Origin of the sequence: Microvirga massiliensis, from assembly GCF_001006805.1 — a bacterium.
Taxonomy (GTDB): domain Bacteria; phylum Pseudomonadota; class Alphaproteobacteria; order Rhizobiales; family Beijerinckiaceae; genus Microvirga; species Microvirga massiliensis.
Genome location: NZ_LN811351.1, coordinates 242,924 through 262,714 on the forward strand (window position 1 = coordinate 242,924; position 19,791 = coordinate 262,714).

Here is a 19,791-nt window from a genome sequence, read left to right on the forward strand (position 1 = left end):
TGGTGCCGTGCCCGCGGTCAGGCGTGCCGCATGATCTCGCGCAGGGCGTCACGCGTCTTCTCCATGCGTTGCCACTTGACCCCGACCACCGGGAACTGCGCGCCGAAAGCGAGGCTCATGACGCCGTTCACCTGGTCCAGGGCCTCGCGCAGCTCCGGCCTCTCCTCTCCCGCGCGCCGACGGGCGATAAGGTCGTCGCGCCAGCGCACCAGGAGCCGCATGACTTCCGACATGCGCTGATGCGCCTCCTCGCGCGGCTTCTCGTCGATGAGCTGGTCGAGAATGCGGAGAGCCTCCAGGCCGAGGCGGAGGTCATCGTCACGCATGGCGGTCATCCGGCATGATGGCTCGCGCCACGGGCTTGCCCGAGCGCCGCAGGGGCAGCGCCTGCGGACGCTCCGCCGGCGGGAGCCGGCGCGGCTGCGCGAAGCCGAGGTAATCGGTCGGCCAGATCGCCGTGGCATCGCCTGCCTGCTTGATGGCATGGCGCATCATGAAGCCGCCCGCCAACGTTCCCATAGCGGCGATCATGGAGAGCGCGAGAGACGGCCGCCTGGCCAAGGCGTTGAGGGCGTGGCACGCGAGCGGCACACCGTAGCCGACCACCTTGGCGGCGGTATCGAGGCGGCCTTCTGGCGTCCGGCTCAACACCGCGTCCACCTTCTCCTCCCGGTAGCGCCGCTTGGACAGCATGGACGCCGCAAGACCCGTGGCCGTGGCTAGGAAAGCGAGGCGATCGAGGCGGTCGGCGCTCCGCGCCCGACCTGCGGCGCGCTCGACGAGCGACAGCGCCGCCGCGCCGGAGGCGATGCCGGAGCTTGCGAACTGCACCGCGATGGACTGAGTGGCCGACGCCCACAGCGGCGTCGAGGTGCCCGACAGGAGCGAGGCCGTGTAGGTCGTCATCAGCGCGCCCGTCACGGCGGCAGGGCCTTGCGCGAGGTCGGCGACCGCGCCGACCGCGCGTCCCCAGCGCGTCCCGTCCGGGGCCCATGCGCCAGCCGCAGTCGCGGCGCTGAAGGCGCCGAATCCCGTCAGGACGAAGCTGCCGATCGACAAAGGCGACGTGTGCCGGAAGATGCGCAGCATGTTGTACCAGCGATGCGGCGTCTTCAGGTCCATGATCAGGAGCGGGGCTCCGACGAGCGTTCCGGCGAGGCCGATGGTACGGCCCGCGCGGACGACGCCGCGCATGTCTCTCCCGCCGCCAGCACGGACGACCGAAGCGATAACCTGCGCGCCGCCGGATGTCCCCGCGATCGCCATGTAGAGAGTGACCTTCCAGCTCCACGGCGATGGCTTCAGGGCCGGCATGCCGTAGTAGCTCGTGCCATCGTAGCGGACGGCGGAGTGGCCCTCGACGGGCGGGGACGGAGGGTGTGCGTTGGTGCGGTCGAGCACGGCTCAGCTCCGCTCGCGCGCCGAGAGGAGGCCGAAGGCGGCCGCCGCGAGGCCCACGACGGCGGCGATGCCGGCGCCGAGCGAGGGCGGAACCCGGTCGGCGGGACGGGTCGGGGCGCGCGGCAGGTTGTAGACTTCCGGCTCGTCGGTGAGGAGGAAAAAGGCGTTGAGGCGGTCGAGGCCGCCGCTCGCACCCGCGTGCCCAGGCGCGCCATAGAGATAGGCGGTGCCGACGCCGCGCCCGCGCAAGTCGTCGACGCGGCGCTCGGCCCGTGCGACAAGCTCGTCCACCTCACCGAATTGGATCGAGTCGGTCGGGCAGGCTTTGGCGCAGGCCGGCTCGAGCCCACCCTTGAGGCGGTCGTAGCAGAGCGTGCATTTGTGCGCCTTGCCGTCGTCCGTATCGAGCTCGACGACTCCGAATGGGCAGGCCGGGACGCACGCCCCACACCCATTGCAGATATCTTGCTGGACGACGACAGTGTCGAACTCGGTGCGGAAGATCGAGCCGGTCGGGCAGGCCTCGAGGCATGGCGCCGGGCTGCAGTGTTTGCAGACGTCGCTCATCATCAGCCAATTGCTCTGGAACGGCGCCATCTCGGTGGCACGCGCGCCGTCGTGGCCGATCTTCTCGACGAAGAGCACGTGGCGCCAAGTGTTGGCGCCGAGGTCGCCGGTATTGTCGTAGCTCATCCCCGTGAGCCCGACATGATCGGCCGGCAGCGCGTTCCATTCCTTGCACGCCACCTCGCATGCCTTGCAGCCGATGCACAGGGTCGTGTCGGTGAAGAAGCCATACGATTTTCCTGGCTCGACGACGGCACCGGCCGTCAGTTCCGCCTCGTCCGGGATGACGTGGTCGAACAGGGATTCGGAATAGTCGAGAGCGCGAGGGTGGACGTTCATGGAGCGGGCTCCTCACGGGGCGCGGGGCCGCCCTGCCGCGCCAGCCGTCCCTTGCGCAGGTTGCAGGTGAGCGCCTTGTTTTCGTGCATCGAGGTGTTGACGTCGCCCACCACCGCCGTCAGCACGTTCATGATGTCGCCGGTGGCATAGCCCTTCCACCCGTAATGCCAGGGCATGCCGATCTGGTAGACGCGCTGGCCGCCGAGCTGGAACGGGCGTAGCCGCTCGGTGACGAGCGCGCGCGTCTCGACCTCGCCGCGGGCGGTCGACAGCACCACCCAGTCGAGATTCTCAATGCCCAGTTCGCGGGCGAGCTCCGGGGGTATCTCGGCGAAACCCTCGGGCTGCAGCTCCGCCGTGGTTGGCACGATGCGGGTCGGGGTGCCGCCGGAATGGTGTTCGGTCAGGCGGTAGCTCGTCAGCGCGTAGGGGAAGCGTGGGTCGCCGACCTCGTGCAGGGGATTGTTGTCGCGCCTGTATTTCTTTGCCACCGGGCTGCTCTGGCGGCCGTAGAGCGGGTTATGGACTGGCGACTCGATCGGCTCGTAATGAGTCGGCAGCGGCCCGTCCTTGAGTCCAGCCGTAACGAAGAGGGCGCTGCGCCCATCCGCCATCATGACGAAGGGGTCGTCGCCGCCGATCGCCTCCGTCCCGGTGACCTTACCTGACCAATCGGGCCTGTAGTCCGGCCGCTTCTTCTCCTCGAAGTCGATCGAGTCCGTGCCGATCCACTTCTCCTTTTCCTCGTCCCACCAGACGAGTTTCTTTTTCTCCGACCACGGCTTGCCGGCGGGATCGGCAGACGCCCGGTTGTAGAGGGTGCGGCGGTTGGCGGGCCAGGCGAAGGCCCAGCCAAGATGGGTGCCGGGGCCGTCAGGGCCGTCGGGCTTACGAGAGCGGGCCTGGTTGTGGTTCTCCTTCGGGAACACGCCGCAGTACATCCAGCTGCCGCAGGCGGTGGAGCCATCGTCCTTGAGCTCCGTGAATTCGGCGAGCTGCCGGCGGTCGGCGACCGTATAGCCGTTGATCTCCCTGAGCACTGCCTCGGCATCCGGCTCGCCGCGCTCGTCCATCATCGGGTAGTCGAGCGTGATCCGTCGGAGCGGCTCGTCACCTGGTTCCGTGCTGTCCGCGTAAAGCTCCTTCAGACGCCTACCAAGGTGGTAGACGAACCACAGCTCGGAGCGGTTGTCGCCCGGCCCCTCGACAACCTGGTCATGCCACTGGACGAGACGATGGGTGTTCGTGAAGGTGCCGGCCTTTTCACCCGCGAGCGATCCGGGCATGAGAAAGACCTCCGTGCCGATCTCCTCCGGGCGTGCCTTGCCGTTCCGCACGAGCCGGCCGTCCTTCCAGAAGCTGGCACTCTCGGTCTCGGCGATTTCGCGCACGACGAGCCAGTCGAGCTTGCCAAGGCCCTCCTCGATCATGTCGGAGTTGCTGCCGCCGATCACCGGATTTTGGCCCATGAGGAAGAGCCCGCGGATCAGCCCATCGTGGATTGCCATGGTCATCGGCAATTGCGAATGGTCAGCGACGATCTTCGGCAGCCACTGGTAACCGAATTCGTTGGCTGGGGTCGCGGCGTCGCCGTACCAGGCTTTGAGGAGACTGATGAAGTATTTGGGGAAGTTGTGCCACCAGCCGGTCGGCACGGTTTCAACCTTGAGATACTCCTCGAGCGTGTCGTGCGGCCGGCCAGCGTGCGGCTGCGGAAGGTAGTTCGGCAGCATGTTGTAGAGGGTCGGGATGTCGGTCGAGCCCTGGATGGAGGTGTGACCCCGTAGCGCCAGGATACCCCCGCCCGGACGCCCGATATTGCCGAGAAGCCCCTGGATGATGGCGGCAGCGCGGATCATCTGCACGCCGGTGGAATGGTGCGTCCAGCCTACCGCATAGCAGAAGGCGCCGGTGCGCTCGGCGCCGGAATTCTTCGCCAGCGCCTCGGCCACCTTGACGAAGGTCTCCTTGGGGCAGCCGGTGACGCGCTCGACCATCTCGGGCGTATAGCGGGCGTAGTGGCGCTTGAGGATTTGGTAAACGCAGCGTGGGTGTTGGAGTGTCTTGTCCTCCGAAGGCGGGCGCTCCGTGAGGCGTTGGCTGCCCTCGCTGAAGGATTCCGAGGAGTCGAGGTAATGCTCGGCAAGGGCAGAGGGCACCGTCATGCCCTCGTACTGCCAGGAGTCGCCCTGGTATGACTGCTTCTCCTCGTCCCAGCCCGAGAACACGCCGTCGCCCTCGTCAGCATCCTTGAATTCGTCGGTGATGATGGTGGCGATGTTGGTGTAGTTGAGGGCGTATTCCCTGAACCACAGGTCGTTCTGGAGGATGTAGTTGATGATGCCGCCCAGGAAGGCGATATCCGTCCCGGCCCGAACAGGGGCGTAGATGTCGGCCATGGCCGAGGTGCGCGTGAAGCGTGGGTCGGCGTGGATGACCGTCGCGCCCTTCTCCTTCGCCTGCATGACGAAGCGAAAGGCGATCGGGTGGGCCTCGGCCATGTTCGAACCCATCACGACGACACAGTCGGAATTGGCAAGATCCCACTGCGCCAGGGTGGCGGCGCCACGTCCGAAGGAGGTGCCCAAACTGGGCACCGAGGAGGAGTGTCAGACCCTGGCCTGGTTCTCGATCCACACCAAGCCGAGCCCGCCCCCGAACACCTTCTTGATGAGGTAGTTCTCCTCATTGTCGAGGGTAGCACCGCCGAGGCTGGCCATGCCGAGCGTGTGATTGACGATGTCGCCACTCGGCAGCTTGTGCACGAAGGTCTCGTCGCGGGTGCGCTTGGCCAATTGCGCGATGCGCTCCATGGCCCAGGCGAGCGGCTTCTCCTCCCATTCCGTAGCATAGGGGGCGCGGTACTTCACCTTGGTGAGGCGGTTCGGGTTGGCGAGGAGCCCGAATGTGGCGGCGCCCTTCGGGCACAGGGTGCCCTGGTTGATGGGGCTGCGCGGGTCGCCCTCTACGTGGATGAGCTTGCCGTTCTTGGCGTACAACAGCTGGGCGCAGCCGACCGCGCAATAGGGGCAGATGCTCGTGCCGACCCGGTCGGCCTCCTCCAAGCGCGGCCGCAAGCCTTCCGACATGGTGCTGCGGGCGGCATCACGGCGATGGTCCTGGCCAGCGAGCTGGCGCGGCAGCGACCAGTCGCGCAGGAAGCCGGCCACGGTGTCGGCAAGGCCGCGGCGCTTGATGGTCATCTCGGCTCTCCCATGGCTTGAGCCTCGGTGAGGCGATGGGCGACGCCCGCGAGGATGTGCTCGGCGTCAGTAAAATGTACGACGACGGGAGTTTGCGCGTGCTGGAGCCCGGGCAAATCCTGCGGCTCGAGATCGGCGTCAGACGCAAGGAGGAACAGCTTCGACCGGCCGTCCGGCGTCACGAGCCGGAAGCGGCCTTCCTGAACCACCGTCACGATACCCTCGATCTGCTGCATGCAGCCCCGTCCCCGTCGCGATAGCTCCGCAACGATCCGTTACGCCGATGGTTCCTCGACGGAATTGGAATCGAGGACGGCATTCCGAGCCACGACATCTGCTCGCGGGTGTGCCTGCTGCTTGGTCCTGTGCAGTTCCACGCCTGTCTCTTGAGCTTCATGTGCGCCTTCGCGGAGGGCTGCGCGCGAGCCCGCGTAGGGCAAGATGGAGGGCGAGCCTGATGGGATGACACCTATCTCGTCACCTCCTCGCCAAGGTCGCGGAAATCCGAATGCGATCGTCCTGGGATCGCAAGCCGATGCAATTGCCCGATCGTGGATCGCAGCCTAGGTTCTGACCGATTCCGGAGGTTCGATGACATCAGCGCTCGACGAAGCCATGCGGCGGCTCGAAGGCTCACTCGGCTTGCTCGAGGTCACCGTGATGAGACGCCTCGAGGCGGATAAACGCCGGGGCGATCTCGAAACCGAACTGCAGATCATGCAGGACGATCGCGCACGGCTCGCTCTCGAACTCGACGGCATGCTGGCGCGCCTGCAGCGGGCCGAGGCGGCTGCCGCTGATGTCTCGGAGCGAGTGGAGCGGGCCTCCGCTGCCATCGAGAGCGTCCTGGACGAGACCGGTGACGGCGAGCGCGAGTGATGAGGGGCGCATGCCACAGGTGACCGTCAATATCGCAGATCGAACCTACCGGATCGCATGCGGAGAGGGGGAGGAGCAGCATCTCGAGAGGCTCGCTGCCTTTTATGACGCCAAGATCGGAGAGATGCGGCAGGCCTTCGGCGAGATCGGCGACATGCGCCTCATGGTGATGGCGGCCATCGCGATCGCCGACGAACTCGGCGAGGCGAAACGCAGGATCGAGGCGCTCGAAGGAGAGCAAAAGCAGGCAGGCCCCGAAAAGGATCAGAATGGTGCCGTCGAGGCGCGCGTGGCCGAAAGCATCAACCGCGTCGCCGAGCGCCTGGAACGGCTCGCGCGGGCATTCGGGACGAGCGGGGGTGGGTAGGTTTGCGTCTGTGCGGGAGGCGGGTCGCCCGGCTCATCTAAAATTTGCGCGCCTGCAAATCGCTTCTCTCACGCCATGCCCCTTCCCCCGACTCACTCCAGGCCCTACATTGCGAATGCGGGGCTGCGGGGTGCGTCAGGAGTTCTTTATTCCCCGGGGCCTTATCGATCCTCTCGGGAGCTGTACCTGTCCTGGTTCGTGGACCGGGACACACGGCGCCCACCTACGTTGTAGGTTTCCCGGGATCGATTCTCCAACGGCCATCGTGGCTCCGCACTGAATTCATGGCCGAATCCGAACCTTCCCAAATCAAGGCGGCTCTTCGCCGGGCCGCGCTGCAGAGGCGCGACGGCCTCGACGCGCCATGGCGGGCACGGGCCTCCGCTGCGATCACCGCAGCTGCTTTGGCGCTTCCCGATCTCGATACTGGCCCGGTCAGCGGGTTCTGGCCCATCCGCAGCGAGATCGATTGCCGTGATCTCCTCTGGCAGCTCCACGAGCGCGGTCTCGAACTGTGTCTTCCGGTCGTCGATCGAGGCCGGCAGGTGTTCCGCCGCTGGACGCCTGGAGATGCGCTCGAGTCCCGAGGCTTCGGGCTGAGCGAGCCTCCCGATACCGCCCCGATCATCGACCCGCGGGTCTGCCTCGTGCCGCTTGCAGCTTTCGATCGGAGAGGCGGGCGTTTGGGCTACGGAAAAGGCTATTACGATCAGGCCCTCGGCGACCTCTCCCGGCATGGGCACGTGACCGCGATCGGGCTTGCCTTTTCGGTGCAGGAGGTCGACAGGGTGCCGGTCGAACCCCACGACCAGCTCCTCGACCTCATCATCACCGAGCGCGAAGTCGTCCGACCTGCGGCCTCGCCGCACGGCCTCCGGGATACCCCAACGATCTGAAACCGAGCTCCTCATGCGCCTTTTGTTCCTCGGCGATATCGTCGGCCGGCCCGGACGCACCGCCGTCATCGAGCGCCTCCCGGAGCTGCGGGAGCGCTGGCAGCTCGACTGCGTCGTGATCAATGGCGAGAACGCGGCCGGCGGGTTCGGGATCACGGAGGTGATCTGTGAGGAGGTCCTCGGGGCGGGCGCCGATGCGATCACGCTCGGCAATCACTCCTTTGATCAGCGCGAGGCGCTCGTCTTCATCGAGCGGCAGCGGCGTCTCCTGAGGCCCGCGAACTACCCGCCGGGAACGCCGGGACGGGGAGCGACTCTCATCGACACCCGATCGGGCCAGCGGGTGCTCGTCATCAGCGTGATGGGGCGGCTGTTCATGGATCCGCTCGACGACCCGTTCGCGGCTCTGGATCGAGAACTCGAAGCCTGTCCCCTCGGCCGTGTGGCCGATGCCGTGATCGTCGATGTCCACGCGGAGGCCACGAGCGAGAAGGAGGCCATCGGGCACTATCTCGACGGACGGGTCAGCCTCGTGGTCGGGACGCACACCCATGTTCCGACAGCCGATCATCGGATTCTGGCCGGCGGCACGGCTTATCTGTCGGATGCCGGCATGTGCGGCGACTACGATTCCGTGCTCGGAATGCAGAAAGAGGAGTCGATGCGCCGCTTCCTGCAAAAGACTCCGGGACCGCGCATGGAGCCGGCCCTCGGGGCGGGAACGCTGTCCGGGATCGCCGTCGAGACCGACGACGCGACAGGCCTTGCGCGACACGTCGCCGCCGTCCGCCTCGGCCCCTGGCTCGCGGAATCCGTTCCGACATTCTGGGAGCGGTGAGTCGCTCTACACGCAGGCATCGACGCTGCCCATCTAGGCGCGGAACCAGGAGTATCGGGTGCAGGTCGAGACCGGAACCGTAACCAGACGAAGCCGCAAGTCCGATCGGGCAGCCGAGGTCGAGCAGGTCGCAACGGGAGAAGGGCACCAGAGCGTGTCCACGGTGCTGCGGGAGGTCGTCGAAGCCAGCCGCGGCGAGAACATCACGATCCGCGAGATCGTCGAGGCCTTCGGCGACCGCGCCTTCGGCTTCCTGCTGATCCTGTTCAGCCTGCCGAACTGCGTGCCCGCGCCGCCGGGCGTAGCCGGGATCGTGGGGACGCCGGTGCTGATCTTTGGGATCCAGATGATGCTCGGCCATAGCCGGCCCTGGCTTCCTGCTTTCATTCTCAGGCGCAGCATCTCGGTTGCCACGTTCCGCCGCGTCATCGACGTCGCGGAGCCGCGTCTCAAGAAGCTCGAAGCCTATTGCCGCCCCCGCTACACTTGGGCCTTCGGGCCGACGGGGGATCGGCTCATGGGATTTTTCGCCATTCTCGTGGCGGTCTCGGTCCTGATCCCTTTTCCGGGAACGAACTTCCCGCCGTCGCTCGCCCTGGTGATCGCCTCCGTGGCCGTCATGGAGGAGGATGGCATTCTTCTTCTCGGAGGGCTTCTCGTTGGCCTTGCCGGGCTGGCCTACACGGCGACTGTGACCGGCGCCGCTTTCCATCTCGTCGAAGCCGCGCTGACGGGCTGGTTCGGCTCTTGATGCCGGTGAGTGGAACCACCTGCGACGGGACCGGCGGCTCTCCTCGTCCTGATCTCGCGCGAGCGGGTCGAGCCCTCTTGAGTGAGGCCTTGCATGGCGTTCGAGAGGATCAGTGAACGTCTCTCCCGTGTTCTTGCCGAAACCATCGATGCGGTCACGGTTCGGAAAGTCCTCGCAAGCTTCGGTCGGGAGGCTCTAACCCTCCTTGTCGTACTGCTCCTTTTGCCGAATGCCTTCTTGGCCCCACCGGTATTGGCCGGGATCTCAGTGGGGCCGGTTGCCCTCTTCGGCGTGCAACTCCTTCTCGATCGAGAAGAGCCATGGCTTCCGCAGAGTCTTCTCGACAAGGCGATCCCAAAGGCGGCTATCGAACGGCTGATGGCGCGGGCCGGTCCCGTCCTGGATCGGCTCGAAGCAAGAAGCCGCGCTCGCCTGCCGATCCTGACCGGATCGATCGGGCGCAGAGTCTTCGGCCTCTTCGCGGTGCTCGCGGCAGCCATCGTGATCCTGCCCATACCCGGTACGAACGTGCTGCCAGCTATCGGCATCATGCTCATGGGGATGGGGCTGATCGCTCGTGACGGCCTCCTTGTACTGATCGGGATCCTCTGCAGCATCTCCGGGCTCGCCGTGGCCTTTGCGGCCGCAGGCCTCGTCCTGCAAGCGATAGATTGGTTGGTGAGGGCCTGAAATCAGTCGCGCTCGAGGAGTTCGAAAGTCAGATTCTCGAGAGTACCCTGCGCGTCCGGCCCGTCGGCCGGCCGGAACACCGCGACGGTGCGGACCCGGCTTCCGGAGCCCGCATGGTAAATCGCGCACGTGCTTCCCGGCCCTTGGCCGGTGTGTCCGACGATCGGCCCCTGCGGTCGGCCGCTATCTCCCATGACTCCGAGCCCATAGCCCGGCTGGCGAAACGGACGCCCCGGAATGGGCTCGCCCACCACATGGAGGTCGAGCATGGCGCGGCGCAGGTCGTGGGGCAGGAAATCCCTGAGGAGCAACCGGTGGAGCAGGCGCGCAGCCTCGCGAGGCGATCCGACAAGGAGGCCGTGATAGACCCAGCCGGGATGGTAGCGCCGCGCATTGCCCCAGGAGGTATCGTCGAGATCGGCGGGGACTTGCGCAAGGCAGACACTCTCGAGATCCAGAGGGTCGAACACGAGATGCCGGAGGGCATCCGCAAGGTTCTCGCCTGTCGCTTCCTCCAGGATGCGGCCGACGAGCAGATAGCCGATATTGGAGTAGGACCAGCCCCGACCCGGTAGGAACAGGAGCGTCGCCGCATCGGCCCGGGCCAGCATTTCCTCCATAGGCCAGGGCTCGTCATGGTGGGCAAGGGCCGCCTTGTAGTCCTCCAACCCGCCGTAATCCGGAAGACCGGCCGTGTGCTGCAGGAGCTGCCGCAGGGAGAAGGGGCGACCGTGCAAACTGTCGAGATTCAGCCTGCCATCCCGCACGAGGGCCAGGGCGGCAGCTGCGAGCACGGTCTTCGTGAAGCTCCACCACGGAGCAGGCCGGTCCGGCAGCGAGCCGAATCCGCCTTCGTCCGGGCCTTCGAGCCCGGCGATGAGCGTTTCCGCATCTAAACCTGCCAGGATTGCTGCGGTGTCCCTCATACGTTTGGCTTCTCGGGCATCAACGCCTCCTACTGGATCTTGGTCGGGCCTCTTGGCGGGGCGAGGGCGCGGGCTCTATAACCCCGGCACCTCTTCGTCACCTGCAGTCGTCGGGCCACCCTTCTGAAGAGGGCGTGCCGCCTCGACCCATGGAGCCTTCGATGGCTGGACATTCGCAATTCAAGAACATCATGCATCGCAAAGGGCGCCAGGACGCCCAGCGCTCCCGCCTATTCTCGAAGCTCGCACGGGAAATCACCGTCGCGGCCAAGTTGGGCACGCCCGACCCGGCGATGAACCCGCGCCTTCGCGCCGCGATGCTTGCAGCCCGCGCCGAGAACATGCCGAAGGACAACATCCAGCGTGCCATCAACAAGGCGACCGGAGGCGAGGGTGAGAGCTACGAGGAGATCCGCTACGAGGGCTATGGCCCGGGCGGCGCCGCGCTCATCGTCGAGGCGATGACCGACAACCGTAACCGGACGGCCTCCGACATCCGCTCGTATTTTACCAAGAACGGCGGCAACATGGCGGAAACCGGGGCGGTTTCCTTCATGTTCGACCGAGTCGGGCTCGTCTCCTTCGCTCCGGAGGTGGCCGACGCGGATACGATGCTCGAGGCGGCGATCGAGGCCGGCGCCGACGACGTCGCCTCGACGGATGACGGGCACGACGTGATCTGTGAACAGTCGCAACTCGGCGAGGTCACCAAGGCTCTGGAAGCGCGCTTCGGGGAGCCGCGCGCCTCGAAGCTCGTCTGGCGCGCCCAGAATACGGTCCCGGTCGACGACGAGGCCGGCGAGAAGCTTCTGCGCCTCATGGAAGCCCTCGAGGAGCATGACGACGTCCAGAACGTCTACGGGAATTTCGAGCTCTCCGAGGCCGTGCTGCAGAAGATGGCATCGTAGGTGCGCGCGCCGGCGACACGAATTCTCGGAGTCGATCCGGGCCTGCGCCGAACGGGGTGGGGCGTGATCACGATCGAGGGAACGAAGCTCGGTTTCGTGGGCTGCGGAACCGTGAAATCGAACGACAAGCTGTCTCTTGCGGAACGACTGTGCGAGCTGCACCACGGACTCATGGAGGTGCTCGCGACTTATGGGCCGGACGAAGTGGCCGTCGAGGAGACCTTCGTCAACAAGGATGCGCAGGCGACCTTGAAGCTCGGCCATGCGCGAGGGATCGCGCTTCTCGTCTCGGCTCTCTCAGGGCTCGAGGTCGCAGAATATGCACCGAACCTCGTCAAGAAGACGGTCGTCGGGTCGGGCCATGCGGAGAAGACGCAGATCCGCGCCATGGTCCGCATCCTGCTCCCGAAGGCCGATCCGAAATCCGACGACGCTGCAGACGCCCTGGCGATTGCGGTCACGCACGCGCATCACCGCAATGCGAGGACGCTCAGCCGTCTCGCCTGAACCACCCGACAAAGGTGATCATGCGGCGTGAGTGCGTGCAACCGCTTCTGAGCGCTCGGTTCCGCCAAAGGTAAAAAGGCTCTACAGAGGTCCGGGACCGGAGAGCTGGGTGTGATCGGAAAACTGAAAGGCCTCGTCGATAGTTACGGGGACGACTTCGTCATCATCGATGTCCAGGGCGTTGGTTACGTCGTGCATTGCTCGTCCCGGACTTTGCAGAACCTGCCGCCGGTCGGCGAGGCCGCGGTGCTCTCGATCGAGACGCAGGTCCGGGAAGACATGATCCGCCTGTTCGGCTTCCGGTCCGATGCCGAGCGCGAATGGTTCCGCATGTTGCAGAGCGTCCAGGGCGTGGGGGCGAAGGTGGCTCTCGGGATCCTCTCCGTGCTCGATCCCGGAAGCCTGGCGACGGCGATCGCGACATCGGACAAGGCGAGCGTCGCCCGGTCTCCCGGCGTAGGACCGAAGCTCGCTCAGCGTATCGTGTCGGAACTGAAGGATCGCGCCCCTGCCTTCGCGCCGGTCGACCCGACCCTCATCCGGCTTTCCGGCGGAGTGGAGGCCGGCGGGATTCCGGCGCCGGCATCGGATGCGGTCTCCGCCCTCGTCAATCTCGGCTATGCTCAGGCTCAGGCCTCCGCCGCAGTGGCGGCCGCTCTCAAGCAGGTGGGAGACGAGGCCGAGGCGAAGACGCTCATCCGGCTCGGCCTGCGCGAATTGGCGCGCTGACGCAATCAATCCTAAATTAGGCTCTTCCCGAGGATATTCGCTTGGACAATCCCCGCCGCCTGGTCTCTCCCGAGAAGAGACAGGACGACTCCGACACTTCCCTGCGCCCGCTCGCCCTCGACGAGTTCGTGGGCCAGCGGCAGGCGCGGTCCAATCTCCAGGTGTTCATCGACGCCGCGAAGGTGCGCGGCGATGCGCTCGATCATGTGCTCTTCGTAGGCCCACCCGGCCTTGGCAAGACGACGCTCGCGCAGATCGTCGCGCGCGAGCTCGGCGTCAATTTCCGGTCGACCTCCGGCCCCGTGATCGCCAAGGCGGGCGATCTCGCCGCGCAGCTCACCAATCTCGAAGAGCGGGACGTCCTCTTCATCGACGAGATCCACCGCCTCAATCCAGCGGTCGAGGAAATTCTCTATCCCGCCATGGAGGATTACCAGCTCGACCTGATCATCGGTGAGGGGCCCGCTGCACGCTCGGTGAAGATCGAGCTGCCCCGCTTCACTCTGGTCGGAGCCACGACCCGTGCCGGGCTGCTGACGACGCCGCTGCGGGACCGGTTCGGAATTCCGATCCGCCTCGAATTCTACACGATCGACGAGCTCGAACTCATCGTGAAGCGGGCTGCCCGGGTCCTCGGCATCGGCATGACCGAGGATGGAGCGAACGAGATCGCCCGTCGCGCCCGCGGGACACCGCGGATCGCCGGGCGGCTCCTGCGCCGGGTGCGCGATTTCGCGATCGTCGATGAAGCCACACAGATCACGCGCGAGATCGCCGACCGGGCGCTGCGCCTTCTCGACGTGGATCCGATCGGCCTCGATGTCATGGACCGCAAGTATCTCACGACGATCGCGTCCTCCTTCGGCGGAGGGCCGGTCGGCATCGAAACGATCGCCGCCGCGCTGTCCGAGCCGCGGGATGCGATCGAGGAGATCATCGAGCCCTACCTGATCCAGAAGGGATTCGTGCAGCGCACTCCGCGCGGTCGGGTCCTGACCCCGCATGCCTTCGCGCATCTCGGGCTGCCGGAGCCGAACCGGGACGTCGTCCAGTTCGGCCTGTTCCAGAACGGCGACGACGATGCCTGACGCCGGCCCGAGGGACTTGTCGCGGGAACTCGCCGGCTGGCTCGACGGCGACACGCACCGCCTTCCGGTTCGGGTCTATTACGAAGACACGGACTTTTCCGGCGCCGTGTATCACGCGAGCTATCTCCGCTTCCTCGAGAGGGGGCGAACCGACTTCCTGCGTCTCGCCGGCGTTGCCCAGTCAGACCTGCATGCGGGCGGGGAGGGGATGATCTTCGCCGTCCGCCGCCTGACGATCGATTATCTCAGGCCTGCGCGGATGGACGACGTTCTCGTGGTGGCGACCCGCACGGTCGAGATGCGGGGTGCCTCTCTCGTGATGGACCAGCGCATCACGTGTGGGGAGGAGCCGATTACCACCGCCACGGTGCTCGTCGCGACGCTCGCCGGCGGGCGTCCGGCCCGCATTCCCGACGGCCTGCGACAACTCCTCAACCCGGACATTCAACTGAAACTTAACCCTACGGAGCGATTAAGGTAGTCTCCGAGAGCTGGCCCGGCCTGATCCCTGCGCCCATACTTTCGACAGATTCCGCGGCGAACGAGCGGGAAACAAAGTGGGGCATCGCTCCTCGGGATACGAAACGACCGGTTTCCTGAGCCGGCAGACGAGGACCAAACATGAATCCGGCCGATCTCGCTCAGGCCGCGCCCGTTGCGCACGACATGACCCTATGGGGTTTGTTCTGGCAGGCGCATTTCGTCGTGAAGCTCGTCATGCTGGGCCTTCTCGGTGCCTCGGTGTGGTGCTGGGCCATCATCATCGACAAGACGCTGCTCTTCGCGCGCACGAAGCGCGCCATGAACAAATTCGAAGAGGTGTTCTGGTCCGGGCAGTCCCTCGAGGAGCTCTATCGCAGTCTCGAGAGCCGTCCCACGACCGGTCTAGCCTCCCTGTTCGTCGCCGCGATGCGCGAGTGGAAGCGTTCCTTCGAAGGGTCCGGCCGCTCCTTCCAGAGCCTCTCGCAACGGATCGACAAGGTCCTCGACGTTACCATCCAGCGTGAGGTCGAGCGCCTCGAGTCCCGGCTTCTCTTCCTGGCCTCGATCGGCTCGGCAGGTCCCTATATCGGCCTGTTCGGGACGGTGTGGGGCATCATGAATTCCTTCACCTCGATTGCTGCATCGAAGAACACGAGCCTCGCGGTCGTCGCGCCCGGCATCGCGGAGGCGCTCTTTGCGACCGCAATCGGTCTCTTCGCCGCGATCCCGGCGGTGCTCGCCTACAACAAGCTGCAGTCCGAAGTCGCCAAGCAGCAGGGCCGCCTCGAGGCTTTCGCCGACGAGTTCTCGGCCATTCTGTCCCGCCAGATCGACGAGCGCATTGCGCTTGCCGCGTGACGGAGGATCGAGATGGCAGGGGCAATTGGAATGGCATCGGGCGGTGGCGGCGGGCGGCGACGGCGCCGGTCCCGCAGGGGGGGGCCGATCAACGAGATCAACATGACGCCGTTCATCGACGTCATGCTGGTGCTCCTGATCATCTTCATGGTTGCGGCGCCACTGCTCACCGCAGGCGTGCCCCTCGACCTTCCCCAGACCCGGGCCGCTCCTCTCAACGTCGACACCAAGCCCGTGACCCTCTCCATCCGCGCGAGCGGACAGGTCTTTCTGGGCGAGACTGAACTCAGCGACGAGGAGATCGTCGGCCGGCTGGCGAGCACGGCCAAGCAGGGATTCGATGAGCGGATCTTCGTTCGTGGAGACAAGAAAGTGGACTATGGACGGGTGGCGCAGGTGATGTCGATCGTAACGGCTGCCGGCTACAAGCGCGTCGCGCTTGTGACGGAACCCGACCAGCGCTGATCTCGCTCCGCAGGGCCGCACGACGTGGGGTTGAGGCACAAGTTCAATCGCTCCGAGCCCGGGCTCTGGCTGTCGGGGGCCGCCCATGCGGGCATCCTCATCGCAGGGCTTGTCGCCTATTCGGCGCCGCAGTTCCCCGATGCCCAGGAAGGCATCGCCGTCGAGGTCGTGACCGAGAACCAGTTCTCGCAGATCACGAAGGGTGAGGAGGACGCCAAGCAGGCGCAGCCGGATCCGAAGCCGCGGGTGGATCGCGTCGCCGAGAAGGCCGAGCTTCGTGACCCCGGCGAGGCGCAGCGAGACGTGCCAGCGCCTCCGACGAGACCGGACGACGCAAAGGCCGAGGACCAGGAGGAACTGGCTGCGGTGCCGCCTCCGCCACCTCCGCCCAGACCGGAGGAGATCCAGAGGGACATCGAGAAGGCAGAGGCAGAGGCAAAAGCAGCCGAGGCCAAGGCGCAAGCTCAGGCCGAAGCGCGAGCGGCTGGGGCCAAGGCGCGGGCAGAAGCAGCAGCCAAAGCCGCCGCGCTGAAGGCCGCCCAGGAGAAAGAAGAGGCAGAGGCCATCGCAAAAGCGGAGGCTGAAGCAAAAGCCCGCGCCGAAGCCAAGGCGAAAGCCGAAGCGGAGGCACGTCGCGTCGCGGAGGCGAAAGCCAAGGCCGAAGCCGAGGCGAAGCGCATCGCAGAAGCCAAGGAGAAGGCAGAGGCCGAAGCGAAGCGCGCTGCCGAGGCCAAGGCAAAAGCCGAGGCCGAAGCGGAAGCCAAGCGTGTTGCCGAGGCGAAGGCCAAGGCGGAAGCCAAGCGTGTTGCCGATGCCAAGGCGGCCGCTGAGGCGAAGGCCAAGCGGCAGGCCCAACTCGCCGAAAAGTTCGACCCTAGCGATATCCGTCAGCTTCTGCAGTCCAAGGAGAAGGCGGCCTCGTCCGGAGCGACCGGGGCAGAGGTCAACCGGACGGCAGCTCTCGGGACCGCCACTGGCACAGCGCAGAAACTGAACCCGAGCATGCGCGACGCGCTGGCGGGGATCTTCCGCGAGCAGATCGAGCGTTGCTACATGCCGCCGCCGGGCACCGCGACGACGCCGGCCGAAATGCCGGTTCTCGACGTGCGCTTCAATGTCGACGGCAGCCTCGCAACAGAGCCGCGCATCCAGCGGGCCGGTAGCAAGCCGATCGATCGGGCCGTGGCGGATGCCGCCCTGCGCGCCGTTCGTCGATGCGCACCCTACCGCGTTCCTGCCCGGTTCGCGCCGTTCTACGAAGACTGGAAATACTGGTTGATCGAATTCGATCCGGCGCAGACCTGAAGCAGCTCGAATCTGCTGCGATGAACCACCTCAACCCAAAACGGATGTCATGATGCTCGCTCGCTCGACTGCAGGAACGCTGCTCGTTGCGCTCTGCACGCTCTTTCTGACAATGGCCGGCCTGTCGGGAGCCCACGCGCAATTGACACTGCGCGTCGGACCGGGCTCGCAGTTTCAACCGATGCCGATCGCCGTTGCAGATTTCGCGGGAGAGGGCGAACTCGGCGCGCGCGTATCGGGCATCATCACCAACAATCTTCAGCGCTCCGGTTATTTTGCGCCGCTCGACAAGTCGCGTTTTCCGGAGCGTCCCGCATTCGATGTGGCACCGCGCTTCGAGGCGTGGCGCGCGGCCGGCGCACAGGCGCTCATCACCGGTCGCGTGTCGCGGGATGCATCCGGCCGCCTGAAGGCGGAGTTCCGCCTGTGGGATGTCTATGCCGGACAGCAGATTGCCGGGCAGCAATACTATACGGATGCGAACTTCTGGCGTCGCGTCGGCCACATCATCTCGGATGCGGTCTACACGAAGATCACGGGCGTCGGTGGATTCTTCGACACGCGGGTCGTGTTCGTCGACGAGTCGGGGCCGAAGGAGAACCGCCGCAAGCGTCTTGCGATCATGGATCAGGATGGGGCGAATGTCCGCTATCTCACGCATGGTGAAATGCTCGTCGTGTCTCCGCGCTATTCGCCGGCGACCCAGGACATCACTTACATGGCTCAGCCCCCTGGCCAGCAGCCGCGCGTGCAGATCATCAATCTCGATACCGGATCGCGTCAGGTCGTCGGCAACTTCCCGGATATGACGTCCTCGCCGCGCTTCTCGCCCGATGGACAGCGGATCGTCATGAGCCTTCAGCAGGGCGGCAACGCGAACATCTTCCTCATGGATCTGAACTCGCGCACGACCACACGGCTCACGAGCACGAACGCGATCGACACCTCCCCATCCTTTTCCCCGGATGGGCGAGAGATCGTTTTCGAAAGCGATCGCGGCGGCACCCAGCAGATCTACGTGATGGGCGCAGACGGCTCGAATCCACGCCGCATTTCGTTCGGTGACGGCTCCTATTCGCAGCCGGCGTGGTCGCCGCGCGGAGACTACATCGCGTTCACGAAGAGGCACTCGGGTGGTTTCGCAATCGGCATCATGAAGCCGGACGGCTCGGGAGAGCGCATCCTGACGGAAGGTTTCCACAACGAGAGCCCGACCTGGGCGCCGAACGGCCAATACATCATGTTCTTCCGGGACCCCGGCGGCCAGTCCGGCGGAAAGCTCTACATGGTGGACATCACGGGCCGGGTCGAGCAGCCGGTACCGACGCCGACTTTTGCATCCGATCCGACCTGGTCTCCACTCCTCGCCGATGCGCGGTAGGAGCAGATCCATGGCGGGCGGCGCCCATGGCGCCGTTCACGGAACGGTCGATTTGCGGGACGGCTCGGGACGAACGAGCTGACCGGCAAAAGCGAGTGCCAACGTCCTCACGGTGATCCAGCCGATGATGAGGTTCGCGCCGATGAAGAGCGGCAGGGCGAGACCGTCTATCGGTCCTGCCTGCCCCCGCTCGATGAAGCTCAAGGCCGCAAGCGGGAGAGCGGAGACGCCGAACGTATAGGCCCAGGCGGCGGGTGAGAAAGCCTGCTCGCGGAGCCAGGGCACGAGGCGAAGCATGATCAGCGCCTGCAACAGAGCATATCCGAAAAGCATCTGCACGAACCGGTCCGGCGGTCCGTCCGTCACCGACAGGTAGGCTACGCAGCCGACCGCCGGCGTGGCAAGGTGGAGCCCCATCGTGGCGCGCAGCCGTACGGGGAGCGCATGCGTGAGGAGCCGGTGCAGGACGACCGATTCCAGCACCACCAACGAGAGAAAACCCGCGCCGAAGAAAAGGAGGCCCATCTCGGGATAGCCGAAACTGCCGCACGCAATGGCGCTGACGAAGCAGCCACCCACGGTGGGCATATAGAGGGCAGGGGTTGTTGCCTCGGCGTCCCGTCCACCTTGCCAGAGCTCGCCAACCGCCCAGGCACTGAACGCGACCTGACTGGCAATGCCGATCACCAGCATCAGCCAAGCGATGTCAGGCAGGTATGGAGCGACCGCGAGACTGGCCATCAGCGTCGCGACCGGAACGAGCGCGATGAAGAGAGCTTGAACCTGGTGCTGGAGTTCGGCAATCGCCTCTTCACGTGAGGTCACCCATTTCAGGGCGTACAGCACCAGCAGAACGAGCCACACCGTGGCTGCCGTGATGGACAATGCCTCACCGATCGATACCGGTAATCCCCACACCTGTGCGGCCATGCGCCAGCCATTCCCGAGGCCGCCGAGGCCCAGGACCATGCCGAAGAAAGTCGCCGGGACGGCTGGCAGGGTGAAGCGAGCGGTGATCGGCCCCGATGGACCGACCCGCTTCCGCGGGGTTTTGGGCATGGCCTGCGTTCAATCAGAACGTCGAGACGAAGCAGGTCGAGCAGGCGCGCCATTCCGGGCGGGTGGGTGTCGACGAACCACAGCTGCTGCCGAAGCACTCAGCCTTTTTGATTGACCGCTCATCGGCCCAAGCCCGTCCGCTGTTCCGGCA

At 65.8% G+C, this 19,791-nt stretch carries 22 protein-coding genes and 1 other RNA gene; 16 read left to right on the plus strand and 7 right to left on the minus strand.

Going from position 1 to position 19,791, the window contains the following annotated elements:
- Nucleotides 1-17: 17 nt before the first annotated feature.
- The 5 genes from BN1233_RS06280 to BN1233_RS06305 are packed head-to-tail and all read right to left on the minus strand — an operon-like array spanning nucleotide 18 to nucleotide 5,746.
- Nucleotides 18-326, minus strand: coding sequence for a hypothetical protein (locus tag BN1233_RS06280; protein ID WP_046862692.1), 309 nt, complete (start codon nucleotides 324-326; stop codon nucleotides 18-20).
- Nucleotides 319-1,401: an NrfD/PsrC family molybdoenzyme membrane anchor subunit gene (gene nrfD / locus BN1233_RS06285; protein ID WP_048709441.1), complete on the minus strand. Its 1,083-nt coding sequence runs from the start codon at nucleotides 1,399-1,401 to the stop codon at nucleotides 319-321. The genes BN1233_RS06280 and nrfD overlap by 8 nt, the downstream gene beginning before the upstream one ends.
- Before the next feature lie 3 nt (nucleotides 1,402-1,404).
- Nucleotides 1,405-2,307, minus strand: a complete 903-nt coding sequence (locus BN1233_RS06290) for a 4Fe-4S dicluster domain-containing protein (RefSeq protein ID WP_082145216.1) — start codon at nucleotides 2,305-2,307, stop codon at nucleotides 1,405-1,407.
- Nucleotides 2,304-5,510, minus strand: a complete 3,207-nt coding sequence (fdh, locus tag BN1233_RS06295) for a formate dehydrogenase (protein ID WP_082145217.1) — start codon at nucleotides 5,508-5,510, stop codon at nucleotides 2,304-2,306. The genes BN1233_RS06290 and fdh overlap by 4 nt, the downstream gene beginning before the upstream one ends.
- A complete protein-coding gene (locus BN1233_RS06305; protein ID WP_046862694.1) occupies nucleotides 5,507-5,746 on the minus strand; it encodes a hypothetical protein in 240 nt (79 codons plus the stop codon). Before BN1233_RS06305 ends, fdh begins: the two co-directional genes overlap by 4 nt.
- Nucleotides 5,747-6,101: 355 nt before the next feature.
- Here BN1233_RS06305 and BN1233_RS06310 point away from each other — a divergent pair, with 355 nt between their 5' ends.
- The 7 genes from BN1233_RS06310 to BN1233_RS06335 all read left to right on the plus strand — a co-directional run bounded on the left by BN1233_RS06310 (nucleotide 6,102) and on the right by BN1233_RS06335 (nucleotide 9,931).
- Nucleotides 6,102-6,389, plus strand: a complete 288-nt coding sequence (locus BN1233_RS06310) for a DUF4164 family protein (protein ID WP_046862695.1) — start codon at nucleotides 6,102-6,104, stop codon at nucleotides 6,387-6,389.
- A gap of 10 nt (nucleotides 6,390-6,399) precedes the next feature.
- On the plus strand, nucleotides 6,400-6,756 hold the full coding sequence (locus tag BN1233_RS06315; RefSeq protein WP_046862696.1) for a cell division protein ZapA: 357 nt from the start codon (nucleotides 6,400-6,402) through the stop codon (nucleotides 6,754-6,756).
- Nucleotides 6,757-6,873: 117 nt separating this feature from the next.
- Nucleotides 6,874-7,032, plus strand: a non-coding RNA gene (gene ssrS / locus BN1233_RS44125) — 6S RNA.
- Between the two features lie 8 nt (nucleotides 7,033-7,040).
- Entirely contained in the window at nucleotides 7,041-7,652 is a 612-nt protein-coding gene (locus BN1233_RS06320) for a 5-formyltetrahydrofolate cyclo-ligase (RefSeq protein WP_046862697.1), read from the plus strand.
- A gap of 13 nt (nucleotides 7,653-7,665) precedes the next feature.
- On the plus strand, nucleotides 7,666-8,490 hold the full coding sequence (locus BN1233_RS06325; RefSeq protein ID WP_046862698.1) for a TIGR00282 family metallophosphoesterase: 825 nt from the start codon (nucleotides 7,666-7,668) through the stop codon (nucleotides 8,488-8,490).
- A 58-nt stretch (nucleotides 8,491-8,548) separates the two neighbouring features.
- Nucleotides 8,549-9,241 (plus strand): exopolysaccharide biosynthesis protein, encoded by a 693-nt coding sequence (locus BN1233_RS06330; protein ID WP_048709443.1) that lies wholly within the window; start codon nucleotides 8,549-8,551, stop codon nucleotides 9,239-9,241.
- Nucleotides 9,242-9,334: 93 nt separating this feature from the next.
- Entirely contained in the window at nucleotides 9,335-9,931 is a 597-nt protein-coding gene (locus BN1233_RS06335; protein WP_046862699.1) for an exopolysaccharide biosynthesis protein, read from the plus strand.
- A 2-nt stretch (nucleotides 9,932-9,933) separates the two neighbouring features.
- On the opposite strand, the gene BN1233_RS06340 is transcribed toward BN1233_RS06335, so the two are convergent.
- Nucleotides 9,934-10,857: a serine hydrolase domain-containing protein gene (locus tag BN1233_RS06340; protein ID WP_082145218.1), complete on the minus strand. Its 924-nt coding sequence runs from the start codon at nucleotides 10,855-10,857 to the stop codon at nucleotides 9,934-9,936.
- Nucleotides 10,858-11,018: 161 nt separating this feature from the next.
- On the opposite strand from BN1233_RS06340, the gene BN1233_RS06345 reads away from it, so the two are divergent.
- The 9 genes from BN1233_RS06345 (at nucleotide 11,019) to tolB (ending at nucleotide 18,581) form a co-directional block, all read left to right on the plus strand.
- The gene (locus BN1233_RS06345; protein ID WP_046863137.1) at nucleotides 11,019-11,765 is read left to right on the plus strand and encodes a YebC/PmpR family DNA-binding transcriptional regulator; all 747 of its coding nucleotides are present in this window, start codon (nucleotides 11,019-11,021) and stop codon (nucleotides 11,763-11,765) included.
- Complete coding sequence (gene ruvC / locus BN1233_RS06350; protein WP_046862700.1) at nucleotides 11,766-12,272, plus strand: crossover junction endodeoxyribonuclease RuvC; 507 nt, start codon at nucleotides 11,766-11,768, stop codon at nucleotides 12,270-12,272.
- Nucleotides 12,273-12,383: 111 nt separating this feature from the next.
- Entirely contained in the window at nucleotides 12,384-13,001 is a 618-nt protein-coding gene (gene ruvA / locus BN1233_RS06355; protein WP_046862701.1) for a Holliday junction branch migration protein RuvA, read from the plus strand.
- Between the two features lie 41 nt (nucleotides 13,002-13,042).
- Nucleotides 13,043-14,089, plus strand: coding sequence for a Holliday junction branch migration DNA helicase RuvB (gene ruvB, locus BN1233_RS06360; RefSeq protein WP_046862702.1), 1,047 nt, complete (start codon nucleotides 13,043-13,045; stop codon nucleotides 14,087-14,089).
- A complete protein-coding gene (ybgC, locus tag BN1233_RS06365; RefSeq protein WP_046862703.1) occupies nucleotides 14,082-14,570 on the plus strand; it encodes a tol-pal system-associated acyl-CoA thioesterase in 489 nt (162 codons plus the stop codon). The genes ruvB and ybgC overlap by 8 nt, the downstream gene beginning before the upstream one ends.
- Nucleotides 14,571-14,710: 140 nt before the next feature.
- On the plus strand, nucleotides 14,711-15,430 hold the full coding sequence (gene tolQ / locus BN1233_RS06370; RefSeq protein ID WP_046862704.1) for a protein TolQ: 720 nt from the start codon (nucleotides 14,711-14,713) through the stop codon (nucleotides 15,428-15,430).
- A 24-nt stretch (nucleotides 15,431-15,454) separates the two neighbouring features.
- Nucleotides 15,455-15,895, plus strand: a complete 441-nt coding sequence (locus tag BN1233_RS06375; protein WP_425311694.1) for an ExbD/TolR family protein — start codon at nucleotides 15,455-15,457, stop codon at nucleotides 15,893-15,895.
- Nucleotides 15,896-15,919: 24 nt separating this feature from the next.
- Nucleotides 15,920-17,200 carry a cell envelope integrity protein TolA gene (gene tolA / locus BN1233_RS06380; RefSeq protein WP_046862705.1) on the plus strand — a complete coding sequence of 427 codons (1,281 nt, stop codon included), beginning with the start codon at nucleotides 15,920-15,922 and terminating at the stop codon, nucleotides 17,198-17,200.
- A gap of 49 nt (nucleotides 17,201-17,249) precedes the next feature.
- Nucleotides 17,250-18,581, plus strand: a complete 1,332-nt coding sequence (tolB, locus tag BN1233_RS06385) for a Tol-Pal system beta propeller repeat protein TolB (RefSeq protein ID WP_425311683.1) — start codon at nucleotides 17,250-17,252, stop codon at nucleotides 18,579-18,581.
- Between the two features lie 36 nt (nucleotides 18,582-18,617).
- Here tolB and tehA read toward each other — a convergent pair whose 3' ends face one another.
- Entirely contained in the window at nucleotides 18,618-19,640 is a 1,023-nt protein-coding gene (gene tehA / locus BN1233_RS06390; protein ID WP_082145219.1) for a dicarboxylate transporter/tellurite-resistance protein TehA, read from the minus strand.
- Nucleotides 19,641-19,791: the final 151 nt, after the last annotated feature.

What these genes read in the sequence shown, in the direction of transcription:
- BN1233_RS06280 (WP_046862692.1), bottom strand. Translation starts at nt 326, where the DNA reads ATGCGTGACGATGACCTCCGCCTCGGCCTGGAGGCTCTCCGCATTCTC.
- BN1233_RS06290 (WP_082145216.1), bottom strand. Translation starts at nt 2,307, where the DNA reads ATGAACGTCCACCCTCGCGCTCTCGACTATTCCGAATCCCTGTTCGAC.
- BN1233_RS06305 (WP_046862694.1), bottom strand. Translation starts at nt 5,746, where the DNA reads ATGCAGCAGATCGAGGGTATCGTGACGGTGGTTCAGGAAGGCCGCTTC.
- BN1233_RS06310 (WP_046862695.1), top strand. Translation starts at nt 6,102, where the DNA reads ATGACATCAGCGCTCGACGAAGCCATGCGGCGGCTCGAAGGCTCACTC.
- BN1233_RS06315 (WP_046862696.1), top strand. Translation starts at nt 6,400, where the DNA reads ATGCCACAGGTGACCGTCAATATCGCAGATCGAACCTACCGGATCGCA.
- BN1233_RS06320 (WP_046862697.1), top strand. Translation starts at nt 7,041, where the DNA reads ATGGCCGAATCCGAACCTTCCCAAATCAAGGCGGCTCTTCGCCGGGCC.
- BN1233_RS06325 (WP_046862698.1), top strand. Translation starts at nt 7,666, where the DNA reads ATGCGCCTTTTGTTCCTCGGCGATATCGTCGGCCGGCCCGGACGCACC.
- BN1233_RS06335 (WP_046862699.1), top strand. Translation starts at nt 9,335, where the DNA reads ATGGCGTTCGAGAGGATCAGTGAACGTCTCTCCCGTGTTCTTGCCGAA.
- BN1233_RS06340 (WP_082145218.1), bottom strand. Translation starts at nt 10,857, where the DNA reads ATGAGGGACACCGCAGCAATCCTGGCAGGTTTAGATGCGGAAACGCTC.
- BN1233_RS06345 (WP_046863137.1), top strand. Translation starts at nt 11,019, where the DNA reads ATGGCTGGACATTCGCAATTCAAGAACATCATGCATCGCAAAGGGCGC.
- ybgC (WP_046862703.1), top strand. Translation starts at nt 14,082, where the DNA reads ATGCCTGACGCCGGCCCGAGGGACTTGTCGCGGGAACTCGCCGGCTGG.
- tolQ (WP_046862704.1), top strand. Translation starts at nt 14,711, where the DNA reads ATGAATCCGGCCGATCTCGCTCAGGCCGCGCCCGTTGCGCACGACATG.
- tolB (WP_425311683.1), top strand. Translation starts at nt 17,250, where the DNA reads ATGATGCTCGCTCGCTCGACTGCAGGAACGCTGCTCGTTGCGCTCTGC.
- tehA (WP_082145219.1), bottom strand. Translation starts at nt 19,640, where the DNA reads ATGCCCAAAACCCCGCGGAAGCGGGTCGGTCCATCGGGGCCGATCACC.